We start from the raw sequence: 14,456 nt of genomic DNA, 5'->3' as shown, positions 1-14,456 counted from the left end.
TCATCATCTTCGCCACGGTTTCCTTCGGGCTGATGATGTCCTGGCATACGTGGCGCGTTCAAGCAGTGCCGGCGTCTTTGATGGTCTGGCCCATGGTTTAAACCGCGGGCCAGACCCGATCATTCCCTCTGGCCGCCGGTTACAGCGGATACTGCTGGGTTGGCTGTTCGATCGTCAGCCACTTCAGCTCCGTGAATTCCTCGATCACAGCCTGGCTGTCGAAACGACCCCACCCACTTGCCTTGGTCCCACCATAAGGAGCCTGCGCCTCGTTGGCGACGGTGGCGCCGTTAATGTGGACAGAACCGGTCTGGATGCGCATCGCCACATCGAGCGCACGGGTCATGTCGGTACCGAACACGGCGGACGAGAGACCATATTCCGTGTCGTTGGCAACGTGCACCGCCTCGTCTGCGTCCTTCACCCGGATCACTTGCAGGATGGGGCCGAAGGCTTCTTCCGAATAGATGCGCATCTTTGAGGTGACACCGTCAAGCACGGTCGCCGACATCAGCGTGTGGTCGGCGTGACCGCCGGACCTGAGCTCCGCCCCCTTGGCGACTGCGTCGTCAAGAAGTGCGTTTAGCCGGTCTGCGGCACCCTGGCTCACGACCGGGCCAAGTGCGCAGGCGGCCTGGGTGCGCGGGTCGCCGGCCTGAAGCTGGGCAGCGCGTGCCGCAAGCTTCTCTACGAAGGCGTCGGCGATCGGCTCCTCGACGATGACCCGCTCGGTCGACATGCAGATCTGTCCCTGGTAGAGAAAGGCTCCGAAAATCGTCGCGTTCACTGCGCCGTCGATGTCGGCATCGCGCAGCACGACCATCGGCGACTTGTCGCCAAGCTCCAGGATGCACCGCTTGAGATGGCGGCCGCATTTCTCGCCTATGATCCGGCCGACGTTGGTCGAGCCGGTGAAGTTGACGCGGCGCACCGCCGGGTGGGCGATCATGGTCTCGATGACTTCGGGGGCGTCCTTCGGATCGTTGGTCACGAAGTTCAGCGTTCCGGCCGGGAACTCTGCGGCATAGACTGCCTCTGCCACCAGGGCGTGCGTCTTGGGCGAGGTTTCCGAGGCACGGAAAACGACCGTGTTGCCGCACATTAGCGGATAGGCGATGGCGCGCGCCGCCAGCACGATCGGCCCGTTCCACGGCACGATCGAGAGGATTACGCCAACCGGCTGGCGCACGGTCATCGACAGCGTACCCGGCTTGTCCGAGGGAATGGTGCGCCCCTGAATCTGCGTGGTCATTGCTGCGGCTTCGCGGAACACGTTCGCCGCAAGCATCACGTTGAAGCGCGCCCAGAGCTCGCCGGCGCCAACCTCGCCCTTCATGGCGACGACAAAGTCTTCGGTGCGCTTCTCGATCTCGTCGGCGGCGCGCATCAGCAGCACGCGACGCTGGCCCGGACCGGTCTGGGACCAAGTCACGAATGCGCGCTGCGCCGAATCGATCGCCGCAAGCGCATCCTCCGACTTCGCCGCGGCCCCCTGGGTGACGACCTCGCCGGTCACCGGCGAGCGGCGGGCGAAGGTTTCGTTGTCAGTCGCGCCGCGCGCCTCGTTGTCGATATAGAGCAAAGTATCCATTGCGTTTCCTCCTGTTGGTTTGTCGATGCCCGCACCCGGTAGCCATGCCGGGCGCAACAGCCATCAACCGGCTCGGTCCGGTCTAGGACAGTCGGTCATATCAGCCCCGAAGCAGGTTCGATCCGGTAACAGAGTTCGAAACTGCCCCGGCCGATTCAGGCGTTACCGAAGGCTTCGACCAGTTCGGCGCCCATGTTTGCGGACGCGAAGCCACGCATGCCGATACCGCCATCGAAGTTCAGCACGCCGCCGGTTCCCGGCTGGTTGTCCTTGCGGTTTGCGAAGAACACATATGCACCGGCATATTCCCGAGCGTGGAACGCTCGCTCGAGCGGCAGCATCTGCTTCATCAGGTCGTTCAGCGGCAGCTCCGAGAACTTCTGTCCCGCCTGGCCAAGGGCACCGATGCCGGCAAGGTTGCTGCCGCCGATACCGCCAGGGGCGACGCCGTTAACCCGCACATGAGGCGCGAACTCGTGCGCCATCTGCTTGATCATACCGACCACGGCATGTTTCGTCGCGGTGTAGAGAACGCCGCCGCCACCAGGATAGAACGATGCATTCGAGGCGGTGAAGATCATCTGCCCCTTGGATTTGTACAGCTCGGGCAACGCCGCCTTGGCAGCAAGGACGTAACCTTTGACGTTGATCGCGAACATCTCGTCAAAGGCGCTGACGAGTGCATCGTCCGCTGTGGACACCAGCGATTTCGACCAGTCCCAGACGCCGGCATTGCCGACCAGGGTATCAAGTTTGCCAAAAGCCTTCACACATTCAACCACTGCCCGCTTGTTGTCGGCCATCTCGCGCACGTCGCCGGCGATGCCAATGACCTTGCCGCCAAGCGCCCGCGTAACTTCTTCGATGCGTTCGTGCGAACGATCGAAGATTGCGACGTGTGCACCCTCTTCCACGTATCGCTCGACAATGGCCCGACCAAGACCTGACCCGCCGCCCGTCACGAGCGCGACTTGATCCTTGAGTTGCATTGCTTTTCCTCCCTTTGCTTTCGTAATTCTGTATCAGCAGTCGATGTAGATAAAGTCGTTCTCGATTTTTGCTGGGAAGACCTTGAGGGCGTCACAGGCAGGAAGCGCCTTAACTTGACCAGTTCTTACACAGAACTTTGCGAAGTGAAGGCTGCACTCGACGATCCCGTCCTCCAGAAAGCCATCTGCTAGCGACCAGGTGTCGTGCGTGCAGGTATCCTGAACAGCGTGCACCTTGCCGCCCAGCTTGCAGATCAGGATCGGCTCTGCCGCCCCGGCAAATTGTTTCATTTCTCCCTCCGGCAGGTCTGCCGAAGGGAAAGCTTTTGTCCACGCCATTTTTCCCCCTATCAGAAGAAGAAGCTGAGGTTGTTCGACAGGATCGTGCTCTGATCCACCAGAACCTTACGGCTCGCAATCTCGAAACCGGCCTCGCTGTCGACGCGACGCAGCACATCGTGGCGCTCGCAAGCGAACACGTCCAGCTGACGCTCCTGCCGCGTGCGGTAGATCATCATCGCGGAAACGACATTCAGCTCGTTGTCGCTCTCGGGTACGATCATCACGTTGCCGACCAGATACCGCAGACGCGAGGCCGGGTTCTCGGACCAGCCCACATCCGACATGATCTTCTTGATCCGGCCCTTCATCGTGTGCCAGTTGTCGTCAAAATGGGCGAAGCCGTTCTCGTCGGTGTATTCCTGAGCGACTTCGCGCATGATCCTGGTCGAGCGTATCGGCATCCAATAGCGCAGATCCGAAGCGAGAAGGCCGAACCATTCCTCGTAACGGCGATCCGTCAGCAGCTTAGTCTCCCAGTACAGGAATTGTTCGACCTCGTGCTGAAGCTCAAGGGAAACGGTCTTCGGCTTGCGCTCAAAGGCGGTTTTGAAGGTAGTATCGAGCATGGTTTCCTCCCAATGCATTATGGTGCCTGCCGGGCATTCCGGCTGACTATCTGACTAGTCAGCGAACTGTCGCCGCCAGTGGAGCGTTATTCCGCCGCAACCGGAAGCGGCTTGATCTCGCGGATGGAGGGCCAGTCCGGGGCTGTCATGATCTGCGTCCAGTAGCGATACATTCCGCGTGCCGATTCCTCACCATAGGTGTACGCGAAGCTGATCCCAGGAAAGCCCTCGGGATTCTCGGTCGTAATCGTGTGAGAGGCCATCTCGATGTTGAACTTCTGCTGCTGGGCGACGTGCCCCTTCAGCACCTGCTGGATGTCGCACCAGTTCTCGCCATCGTCCTGCTCGAACACGCCACCTGCCGAGAAGGTGCGCGAAACGTTGCGGCTCCATTCTTCCTTGATCTCGGCCGGGGCGGTCTTGTCCACCACGGTGAAGGTCCAGACCTCGATCTCGTTGGGGCCGCGTGGCTGCCACATGCGGACCGTGTTGATTCCTGCCAGGAACGACAGATTCGGGAAAATGTTGCAGTGACACAAGTGTACATCGGTCCGCGACTTGCCCAGGCGGCGCGTCGCTTCCTCATAGGCCGGTCCGGCAGTCAGGTATTCGGTCACTTTCGGCCCGAGGATCGTCATGTAGAACATCGGGTTGCGCAAGAACAGGCCGCAGCCGTGGCCGTTCGACATGTGGACGTTCAGCCCCGTGGTCGGCGGTGCGACCTGCGACAGATCCACGTCGTCCGGCACGCCCGCCATGATGCCGGACAGATGTGAGGTCGTGCCGGCGTGGTAGGCATCCGACGCAAACTGCTCGGCAGCGAACTTCCAGTTGCAGGGGATGACCCACTTCTGGATGCCGGGCACCGCCTCTGTGCCGCCCTCGCAGCGGTCGAGCATGATGTCCATGTAGAATTTGGCCTCGCCCAGATACTCGTCAAGCGATGGAGCTTCAGCATCCCAGTTCGCGAAGATCAGACCCTTGTAGGTGTCGACCCGCGCCTGCTTCGGGCCCCACTCCTTCTTGTTCAGGCAGCCACCGAAGGCTTCCTGCTCCATCGGGACACTGACAAGTTCGCCGCCCTGGTTGTAGGCCCAGCCATGGTAGGTGCAGGTGAACGCCTTCGCATTGCCAGAGTCGGCGCGGCAGATGCGCATACCGCGATGCCGACACTGGTTCAGGAACACGCGAATGCTTCCATCCTTCTGCCGCGACACGACGACAGGATCCTCGCCGATGTAGGCCGTGATGAAGTCACCCGGCTTGGCAATCTGCGACTCATGGCCCATGCAGACCCAGGTGCGGGCGAAGATGCGCTCCAGTTCAAGCTTGTAGAGCGATTCGTCCGTGTAGATCTTCGGATTGTAGACTCCGGCTTTCTCGTCAATCATCCCGAGAATTTCGGCGTCGGAGTATGAGCGCAAAGCGCCCTGCACACTGGCATTCATTTGAACTTCCTCCCGTTGGAACAAAAATTGGCCTGGGACCAAACAGCCCCTCCGCGATCCCCAAGCTCCACAGCTTGTTATCGCATTCTGAAAATCTCGGCAATAAAAAAAAGCATGCTTTCAATTTTCTGAAATCTGGATAACATTCTTTTGCCGGACTGGCAGGGAGGTAAGATCCAGACCAGCGCATCGACAACAAAGGGAGGATGAAAATGAGCAAGCTGTTTTCGGCACGACTTTCGACGGTCGCAATTTTTGCGTGTCTGGTGTCAGGCAATGCTTCTGCGCAGGTTGAGGCGATTGCGACCCCGCCCGCCGGTTCTGTATGGAACACCATGGCGTCGGTCATCGCCGCCGAGGCCCGCAAGGCCGACGGTGGCAGGCTGGTTGTTCAGCCCTATGGCGGCAACAGCCAGATGATGCAGGCCGTCAACGACGCGCTGGCCGAGTATTCGCTGAATGATATCAACGATGTGATCACCGCAGTCGACGGGTCCGGCGAATATTCGGCGCCGATGCCGAACCTGCGGGTCGTGGCCCGGATCAATCCCTTCCCGGTCGGGCTTTTCGTGCGAGCCGACTCGAAAATGATTCGCGTGTCCGACCTCAAGGGTATGCGTGTGCCCTCCGGTTGGGAGGCGTTTCCGCTCAACCGCCCACTGGTGAGCGCGCTGCTCGAGGCCGACGGGATCAGCTATGACGAAGTGGTCGGCGTGCCGATGCCCGAACTCATCCGCGGAGCCGACGCGCTTGTTTCGGGGCAGACGGATGCTGCCTTTTTCGCGGTGGGCGGGCCGAAGGTGGCCGAAGTCGGCGCCTCAGTCGGCGGGGTCCGCTTCCTGGAAGTTGCCTCGGGCGAGGCGGCCTTAGCAGCGGTGCGCAAGCATCGGCCGACCTACTATTTCACGGAAGTCACGCCCGCGCCGGTTCGGGTCGGCGTCGAGAAGCCAATCATGATGCTCACCTGGGACAATGTGCTGGTGGTCGGCGCGCATGTTCCCGACGAACGAGTCAAGGCGCTTCTGGCCGCGCTGTTCGACAGCCGCGACGCGATTATGGCGGCCTATCCGCCCCTCGCCGCGCTGAACCTCGAAACCGCATATGTGGACTACCCCGGTGTGGAATACCATGCGGGTGCCGAGGAATTCTTCGCCGAGCGTGGCGTGGCCAAGACGCCGGCAAACTAACGGGATAGTTGCGGCGGGCGAGACAGACAAAGGCCAGCGCCCTGCCGCGCTCCCGCATCGCGACAACTCGTCCAATGGGAACTCCGAGATGACACAGACAAACCGCTTCCGGCCAATGGCTGCCCGTCCTGTTGTCGTACAGGGGCTGGCAGTCGCTCTGACACTCATCGCCATTGCCTTCGCGCTGGACATGCCCAGCCGTCTCGGCCTTTACATCTACACCGAGCAGGTGCTTGCGGCGGCTCTCGGCGTCGGTCTCGGGCTGGTCTTCCTGATCGAGCGCCGCGGCAGCGACGGCGCCGAGCGGGCGGTTCAGGGACAACTGTTGGACTGGGTGCTGGCCGCGCTTGGATTGGGGACATCTCTGTACGTTTCCTTTCGATACGTCGATCTGATCGGTCGGGCTATGTCGGCTTCGTTCGACGTAGTGGCAATCGCCGCAGTCCTGTTCCTTCTGGTGATCGAGGGTCTGCGCCGGGTCGTCGGCTGGGCGCTGGTGCTGGTGGTGCTTGGCATTGCCGGATACGGGCTGATCGGCCATATGGTGCCCGGTTCCCTGCAAACCCGGCATGTGGCGCCCGAGCAGCTTCTGACTTATGTCGCCTTCGACGCCAATGGCATGCTGGGCCTCACGCTCAACGTGGCCGTAAGTGTCGTGGTCGCATTCGTGCTGTTCGGGCAGATCCTCATGCGAGCGGGCGGCGCCGAGTTCTTCAATGACATTTCCCTCGCGGCACTGGGTCGTCGCCGGGGCGCGGCGGCCAAGATCTCCATTCTCGCATCCGCCCTGTTCGGCACGATATCCGGGGTGGTGGTCTCCAACATCGTGGCGACCGGGGTCGTCACTATTCGGCTGATGACCCGGACGGGCTATCGGCCAACGATGGCCGCGGCGGTGGAAGCCGTGGCATCTACCGGAGGCCAGATCGCTCCTCCGGTCATGGGCGCAGTCGCCTTCCTGATGGCCGATTTCCTTCAGGTTCCGTATGCAGAGATCGCGCTTGCCGCCGTCATCCCCGCCGCGCTCTACTATCTGGCGCTCTATTTCCAGGTCGATCTCGAGGCAGCCGCGTCCGGCATTGCCCCCCTGCTCGATGACGAGATTCCATCCGCGGGTCGAACGCTGCGCCGCGGAGGCATCTTCATCCTGCCGTTCGTTGTCATGGTGGTCGCATTGTTCTGGCTGGGCCAGCGACCGGAAACCGCGGCGCTCTGGGCAACCGGCGCGGCCATGATCTGCGGCGCGGCCTACGGCTATGGCGGTCAACGAATCGCTCTGCGCGCGATCTGGCAATCGCTGGTGGAGACCGGCTTCGCGATGACCGACATCCTGATGATTTCGGCGGCCGCCGGGTTCATCATCGGCGTTCTCAACGTCACCGGCCTGGGCTTTGCCGGCACCTTCGCGCTGGCAGAGATAGGCCAGGGCAACCTCCTGCTTCTTCTGGTTCTGACAGCGGTCGCCAGCCTGGTTCTCGGAATGGGCATGCCGACGGTCGCGGTCTACCTTCTGCTGGCGGTTCTGCTTGCCCCGCCGCTTGTCGAGGCCGGAGTCTCGCCGGTCGCAGCCCATTTCTTCATCTTCTACCTCGGCATGATGTCGATGGTTACGCCCCCGATCGCCATCGGTGCCTTCTTCGCGGCCGCCCTTGCGAAGGCACCGCCGATGCAGACTTCGCTCGTGGCGATGCGGCTGGGCTGGACGGCATATATCGTGCCGTTCCTTTTCGTGGTGTCACCACCGCTTATGATGCAAGGCAGCGCATTGGAGATCGTCACGGCCGCAGGTGCGGCGATGAGCGGGGTCTACGCGATATCTGCCGCGCTCGCCGGCTGGTTTGGCGGACCTATCGAAGGCGTCCGGCGCATGCTTCTAGTGCTGAGCGGCGCGCTGCTGCTGATGCCGCTGCCACTGGGCGGGCTTCCGGTTGCCGCCGCCTACGGGATCGGGCTGGGGATGCTGGCGGTGCTATGGCTCCTGCGCAGGATGTCCGCCACATCGCCACAGTCGGCTCGCCCCGAGCATGAATCTTGAGATGCAACCCTGTGAAAAGGTGAGACCACCGATGAACTACTGCTTCCCACCGCTGCCCATTCCCAGCTTGCCGGTCGCCGGAACCAACGCACGTTTTCCCGTGCGGCGCATCTTCTGCGTCGGACGCAACTATGCAGAACACGCGCGCGAGATGGGCAAAGACCCGGATCGCGATCCGCCCTTCTTCTTCACCAAGCCGGCGGATGCCATCGTCGAGGACGGGCAGACCGTCGCCTATCCGCCCGAAACGAAGAACTTCCACTATGAAGCGGAACTGGTGGTTGCCATCGGCAATGCTGGCTCTGACATTCCCGAGGATCGGGCGCTGGATCATATCTTCGGATATGCTGTCGGGAACGACCTGACGCGGCGCGACCTGCAACTTGCCGCGCGCGAGACGGGTCGGCCCTGGGACTGGGGCAAGGCCTTTGACCGTTCTGCCGTGATCGGCCCGATCTACCCGGTTGCGGAAGTCGGCCATCCCGACCACGGCGCGATCAGACTGACGATCAACGGCACCGTGAGGCAGCACGCGGATCTTGCGGACCTGATTTGGTCGGTGCCCGAGATCGTGTCGATCCTGTCGCACTCGATGGAAATCCGCCCAGGCGACCTGGTGATGACCGGCACGCCCGCAGGCGTGGGAGCAATGCAGGTCGGCGATGTCTGCGTGGTCTCGATCGACGGTCTCGGCCAGATTGTCACGACGATCGGGCCACGGGCATGAGGAGCAACTGAGATGACCATGCGCCTGCACAACTTCTTCCGGTCCTCCACCTCGACGCGCCTGCGGGCCGCGCTGAACCTAAAAGGGCTTGCGACCGAGTATGTTGCCTATGCGCTCCGCAAGGGCGAAACGCGGGCACCCCGCTATCTGGCAATGAATCCCGCCGGTCTCGTGCCGGTGCTGGAACTCGAGGATGGAACGGCGCTCGTGCAATCCCTGGCGATCATCGAATGGCTTGACGAAACCCATGCCGGGCCATCGCTCCTTCCGAAAGATGCCGCTGGACGGGCCAGGGTGCGGGCGCTTTCTTACATGATCGCATGCGAAATCCATCCGCTCAACAACCTGCGGGTGCTCAACCGACTAGCCGAACAGTTCGGCGCCGACGAAGCCGCGCAGAAGCTTTGGTTCGTCCACTGGGTCGAGACCACGTTCGATCCGCTCGAAATCATGCTGGCGCAGGACTGCCACACCGGCACATATTGCCATGGCGACAGGCCCGGTCTTGCCGACTGCTGCCTCTACGCCCAGGTCTGGAACAACCGGCGCTTTGCGATTGATACCAACCGCTGGCCCACGATCAAGCGGATCTTCGACGCTCTCGATGCCCTGCCTGCCTTCCGCGATGCCGCGCCGATGAACCAACCCGATGCAGTGTGACCTCATGACCATAGCACCCGAAGTGACTTCGACCTCTCCTGCTGCCGGCCTGCTGCAGCGCGCCGGGGATCTTTCGCATCTGGAAACATTGCACCAGCGACTTCTTTGGCTCTCCTGCTGGACGATCCACCATGCCAATCACCTGCGCAAAAAGGACGAGCGAGACGTTAAGGTTGGGGGGCACCAGGCGTCGTCGGCATCGATGGCCGCGATCCTGACCGCGCTCTATTTCCATGCCCTGCGTCCCGGGGACCGGGTGGCGGTGAAGCCGCATGCCGGACCGGTCTTCCACGCGATCCAGTATCTTATGGGCAACCAGACCCGCGACAGGCTGGAGAACTTCCGTGGATATGGCGGGGTGCAAAGCTATCCCTCGCGGACCAAGGATATGGACGACGTGGATTTCTCGACCGGCTCGGTCGGGCTCGGGGCCGCCATGCCGATCTTTGCCAGCCTGGTGCAGGACTATCTTCAGGGCCATGGCCGGGCCGCTCCGCTGGGCCGCATGGTGGCGTTGATCGGTGATGCGGAACTGGACGAGGGCAATATCTACGAGGCGCTGCAGGAAGGCTGGAAGCATGATCTGCGCAACGTCTGGTGGGTGATCGACTACAACCGTCAGAGCCTTGATGGCGTGGTGCGCGAGGGGCTTTTCGCGCGGATCGAGGCGAGTTTCGCAGCCTTCGGCTGGCGGGTGGTGCGGCTGAAATACGGGGCCCTGCAACGGGAAGCCTTCGCCGAACCCGGCGGCGAGAAGCTTCGCGGCTGGATCGACGCCTGCCCGAACGCGCTTTATTCGGCGCTGACCTTCCAGGGCGGGGCCGCATGGCGCCGGCGGCTGATGGAGGATCTCGACGACCAGGGTCCGGCCTCGGCGCTGATCGAGTCGCGCAGTGACGCGGAGCTCGCCGCGCTGATGGAAAACCTCGGCGGCCATTGCCTTGCCAGCCTGTGCGAGGCCTTCGACGCCACGACGGGCGAACAGCCGACGGTGTTCTTAGCCTATACAGTCAAGGGCTGGGGCACGCCGCTTGCAGGCCACAAAGACAATCACGCCGGGTTGATGACAGTCGGGCAGATGGCCCAGTTTCAGCAGACGATGGCGATACCCGAAGGCGCCGAATGGGAACCCTTCGCCGCCGTCGCCGACGAGGCCGGACTTCGCAACTTCCTGTCGCGCGTGCCGTTCTTCAGCGAGGGGCGACGCCGCTTTACCGCGCCGCAACTTCCGGTTCCGGCGACGATTGCTCCCACGGACCGGATCCTCTCGACCCAGGCTGGCTTCGGCAAGATCTTGGACGAGATCGCGCGCCTCGGCGGACCGCTGGCGGACAGGATCGTCACCACATCTCCCGATGTCACGGTATCGACCAATCTCGGCGGCTGGGTCAATCGGCGCGGACTTTTCGCGCGGACCACCAAGGCCGACACGTTCCGCGACGAACGCATTCCCTCGACACAAAAATGGGCCTTCACGCCCGGGGGACAGCACATCGAACTTGGCATCGCCGAAATGAATCTGATGCTCTTGCTCGGCGCAGCGGGCCTGTCGCACAGCCTGTTCGGCGAACGGCTGATCCCGATCGGCACGGTCTATGACCCGTTCGTTGCGCGCGGCCTCGATGCGCTGAACTACGCCTGTTATCAGGATTCGCGCTTCATGTTAGTAGGCACACCTTCGGGCATAACGCTTGCCCCCGAAGGCGGCGCACACCAGTCCATCGGCTCTCCGCTGATCGGCATGTCGCAGGACGGTCTCGCCGCATTCGAGCCCGCCTTCCTGGACGAACTTGCCATCATCATGGGCTGGTCCTTCGACTATCTCCAGCGCGACGGCGAACAGGATCCCGATCCGCGCACCGGGCTTGCCGATGCCGCTGGCGGGTCGGTCTATCTTCGGCTCTCCACCCGGCCAGTCGAGCAGCCCTTGCGCCGCCCGAATCCGGGGTTCGCGCAGGGAGTGATCGACGGGGCCTACTGGCTGCGCGAGCCAGGCCCGAATGCCGAGGTGGTGATCGCCTACCAGGGTGTGGTCGCGCCCGAGGCAATCCGGGCGGCAGGGCGCATCGCCGGAGCGCGGCGCGACGTGGGCGTGCTGGCGGTTACTTCGGCCGACCGGCTTCACGCCGGCTGGACGGCAGCACGTCATGCCCCTGACGGCGTGTCGCAGGCCGATCGACTGCTTGCCGGTCTGCCGCCGCACTGCCTGATCGTCACGGTGATCGATGGACATCCGATGACCCTGGGATGGCTTGGCGCCGTACGCGGGCACCGGACCGCACCCCTCGGGGTCGAGCGTTTCGGCCAGACAGGCAGGATCGCCGATCTCTACCGGCACTTCGGCATCGACGCGGACGGCATCGTCGCGGCGGTGGGCCGCCACAGCGCCGGGCGTCCGCTCGGCTGATCGAAGGCCGGCACGCGCTGGAGCCACCATGAAAGACAAGGACCTTTTTCCAGCGGCACTTATGCCGCCGGAAAATCGCGAGGAAGACAGATGTCCACCAGACACGAAGCCACACCGCCGCTTTCCGGCATCCGCATTGTCGAGATCGGCCATTTCATCGCCGCTCCGTTTGCCAGCCGTATTCTTGGCGATCTCGGGGCCGAGATCATCAAGATCGAGCCACCCGGGGGCGATCCTGTCCGCGGCTGGGGGGCACAATCCAGCGGCGCCTCGCTGTGGTGGAGCGTTCATGGCCGCAACAAGCGATCGGTGGTGGTCGACCTTAAGCAACCCGAGGGGATCGAGGCCGTGGCAAGGATCATTGCCCGGTCAGACGCGCTGATCGAGAACCAGCGCCCAGGCGGTCTGGCGCGGCTCGGTTTCGATCGTAGGCGGTTGCAAGAACTGCGGCCCGGTCTAGTCGTTGCCCATGTCTCCGGCTACGGGCAGACAGGTCCGGCCCGCGACCGCGCGGCTTTCGGCGTCATCGGCGAAGCGATCGGCGGGCTGCGCCACCTGACAGACCATCCTCCTGGCACCACCGACCTGCCGCCGCCGCGCGTCGGTATAAGCATCGGCGATTCGATCGCCGGTCTCTATGCGGTGATCGGGGTTCTTGCCGGACTCGTCCGCCGCAGCGCTCTGGCATCGCAGGGCCAGCCCGATGACGACATTTGCACCATCGACGTCGCGCTGACCGAGGCCGTTCTGTCGCTCATGGAAGGGGTGGTTACGGAATACGGCGCCCTCGGTCTAGTCCGCCAGCCCGTCGGCGCCCGCATCGCTTCGGCGGCACCGACCAATGCCTATCCGTCGAAGGATGGTCGCTGGGTCATCATTGCCGCAAATTCCGATCTGCTGTTCCAGCGGTTGATGGCACTGATCGGGCGCGGCGATCTGGCTGCAGACCCGGCACTGAAAAACAATGCCGGTCGCCTCGAGCATGTCGAATTGATCGACGCGGCGATCTCCGCCTGGTCCTGCACCTTCGACGCCAAGCGCCTGGCAGAAGTTCTGGCCGGGGCTGACATCCCCTCGACCCTGATCTACTCCGCCGCCGACATCGCCGGGGATTCGCAGTTCCGTGCACGCGGCATGGTCCGCGAAGTCAGCGATCCGCGCCATGGCACACTGCTTCACCCCGGCATCGTGCCGCATTTTCCCGACTCTCCCGGCACGATCCGCAGCACCGGCCCGGAGGTCGGACAGGATACCGAAGCGGTTCTCGCCGACATCGCCGGCTACACCGCGGCCGAGATCGAGCAGCTTCAGAAGAAGGGAGTGATTGCATGACTTCTGTCCAGATCGTCGAGGTCGGTCCGCGCGACGGGTTCCAGAACATTGGTCCCTTCATACCGACCGAAACCAAGATCGCCATGATCCGCGGCCTTGCGGCCGCAGGGGTGCGGCGAATGGAGATCACCTCGTTCGTCAGCCCGCGCGCCATTCCGCAGCTCGCCGATGCGGCCGAGGTGCTGGCCAATGTTCTGGCGCAGGGCGCCGTTCTGCCGCAGGTCCTGGTCCCCAATGCCCGCTACGGCCACAAGGCGATCGAGGCCGGGGCGCGTTTCCTGTCCTATGTCATCTCGGTTTCGGAAAGCCACAGCCGGTCGAACGTGCGCGTCGGACCGAACGAGGCCTTGGCCGACTACGCCCGGCTTGTGGCCGAGGCGCCGGCGGGGATCCGCATGCGGCTCAACCTTGCCACCGCTTTCCATTGCCCGTTCGAGGGCATGACCCCCGCTACGGCGGTGCTCGACCTTCTGGGCCGCGCGCTCGAGGTGCGCCCAGATGCCGAGGTTTGCCTCTGCGACACCACCGGCCGCGGCACGCCGGATCAGGTTGCGGCGCTGTTCGATTCTGTAATGACAGCCTTTCCCGAGGTCTCGACCTGGGCGATGCATGCACATGACACCTACGGCCACGGCTGGATGAATGTGCGGGCGGCCTACGAACGCGGCGTGCGCATCTTCGACTCGGCGATCGGAGGACTCGGCGGCTGTCCCTATGCGCCGGGCGCCAGCGGCAACGTTGCCACCGAGGATATCGTGCGTCTGTTCCAGAACTGTGGCGTGGAAACCGGCATGGACCTCGCAGCCCTACTGCCGCTTGGGGCTGCCGCTGCCGCGCTGCCGGGCGCGAATTGTAGCCACATTCCCGCTAACACAGAGACAAACACCGCACAAACCGGGCGCAAATAGAAGGATTGATGTAGCAACGTCTAGCCCAGGTGGCTCCACCCGACAACAGGGTGGAACCACCACGGCAATCAGCCTGAACTGTTTCTACTCGGTGAATGCCTGCTAAAGATCTCGACCCTCACCGTGAAATGGGATGGGCGCTGTCGGGAACTCCAAACATGAAGCTCATGCGCTATCGCTTGAGGCTGTCTGGAAGCACTTCTGTCGTATGTTTTTTCGTTGATCGGTGGTGGATCGCCCAGTTACATAGAAAGCGTCAGGCGT

12 protein-coding genes are annotated in these 14,456 nt (G+C 62.9%); 7 read left to right on the top strand and 5 right to left on the bottom strand.

Annotation, left to right across the window (positions count from 1 at the left end):
• Positions 1-139 precede the first annotated feature (139 nt).
• The 5 genes from RNA01_RS14635 to RNA01_RS14615 form a co-directional block, all read right to left on the bottom strand.
• On the bottom strand, positions 140-1,591 hold the full coding sequence (locus tag RNA01_RS14635; protein ID WP_147180958.1) for an aldehyde dehydrogenase: 1,452 nt from the start codon (positions 1,589-1,591) through the stop codon (positions 140-142).
• Positions 1,592-1,746: 155 nt separating this feature from the next.
• Positions 1,747-2,580: a 3-(cis-5,6-dihydroxycyclohexa-1,3-dien-1-yl)propanoate dehydrogenase gene (gene hcaB, locus RNA01_RS14630; RefSeq protein WP_147180957.1), complete on the bottom strand. Its 834-nt coding sequence runs from the start codon at positions 2,578-2,580 to the stop codon at positions 1,747-1,749.
• Positions 2,581-2,613: 33 nt separating this feature from the next.
• Positions 2,614-2,919 carry a non-heme iron oxygenase ferredoxin subunit gene (locus RNA01_RS14625; protein ID WP_147180956.1) on the bottom strand — a complete coding sequence of 102 codons (306 nt, stop codon included), beginning with the start codon at positions 2,917-2,919 and terminating at the stop codon, positions 2,614-2,616.
• 11 nt (positions 2,920-2,930) lie between these two features.
• Positions 2,931-3,488, bottom strand: a complete 558-nt coding sequence (locus tag RNA01_RS14620; protein WP_147180955.1) for an aromatic-ring-hydroxylating dioxygenase subunit beta — start codon at positions 3,486-3,488, stop codon at positions 2,931-2,933.
• 86 nt (positions 3,489-3,574) lie between these two features.
• The gene (locus RNA01_RS14615; protein WP_147180954.1) at positions 3,575-4,936 is read right to left on the bottom strand and encodes an aromatic ring-hydroxylating dioxygenase subunit alpha; all 1,362 of its coding nucleotides are present in this window, start codon (positions 4,934-4,936) and stop codon (positions 3,575-3,577) included.
• Between the two features lie 212 nt (positions 4,937-5,148).
• Between RNA01_RS14615 and RNA01_RS14610 the strand changes: the two genes are divergently transcribed.
• From RNA01_RS14610 to RNA01_RS14580, 7 genes are all read left to right on the top strand, one after another.
• Positions 5,149-6,123 (top strand): TAXI family TRAP transporter solute-binding subunit, encoded by a 975-nt coding sequence (locus tag RNA01_RS14610; RefSeq protein ID WP_147180953.1) that lies wholly within the window; start codon positions 5,149-5,151, stop codon positions 6,121-6,123.
• Between the two features lie 88 nt (positions 6,124-6,211).
• Positions 6,212-8,158 (top strand): TRAP transporter permease, encoded by a 1,947-nt coding sequence (locus RNA01_RS14605; protein ID WP_147180952.1) that lies wholly within the window; start codon positions 6,212-6,214, stop codon positions 8,156-8,158.
• A gap of 31 nt (positions 8,159-8,189) precedes the next feature.
• Positions 8,190-8,885: a fumarylacetoacetate hydrolase family protein gene (locus tag RNA01_RS14600; protein ID WP_147180951.1), complete on the top strand. Its 696-nt coding sequence runs from the start codon at positions 8,190-8,192 to the stop codon at positions 8,883-8,885.
• A 12-nt stretch (positions 8,886-8,897) separates the two neighbouring features.
• Positions 8,898-9,545 carry a maleylacetoacetate isomerase gene (gene maiA, locus RNA01_RS14595; RefSeq protein ID WP_147180950.1) on the top strand — a complete coding sequence of 216 codons (648 nt, stop codon included), beginning with the start codon at positions 8,898-8,900 and terminating at the stop codon, positions 9,543-9,545.
• Between the two features lie 4 nt (positions 9,546-9,549).
• Entirely contained in the window at positions 9,550-11,952 is a 2,403-nt protein-coding gene (locus RNA01_RS14590; RefSeq protein ID WP_147180949.1) for a thiamine pyrophosphate-binding protein, read from the top strand.
• A 90-nt stretch (positions 11,953-12,042) separates the two neighbouring features.
• Positions 12,043-13,284, top strand: coding sequence for a CaiB/BaiF CoA transferase family protein (locus tag RNA01_RS14585; RefSeq protein ID WP_147180948.1), 1,242 nt, complete (start codon positions 12,043-12,045; stop codon positions 13,282-13,284).
• Entirely contained in the window at positions 13,281-14,192 is a 912-nt protein-coding gene (locus RNA01_RS14580; protein ID WP_147180947.1) for a hydroxymethylglutaryl-CoA lyase, read from the top strand. Before RNA01_RS14585 ends, RNA01_RS14580 begins: the two co-directional genes overlap by 4 nt.
• Positions 14,193-14,456 lie beyond the last annotated feature (264 nt).

The sequence above is a fragment of the Paenirhizobium naphthalenivorans genome (assembly GCF_007992095.1).
Lineage (GTDB): Bacteria > Pseudomonadota > Alphaproteobacteria > Rhizobiales > Rhizobiaceae > Allorhizobium > Allorhizobium naphthalenivorans.
Note: the sequence above shows the minus strand (reverse complement) of the source record. Positions and strands in the feature narration are given on the sequence as shown.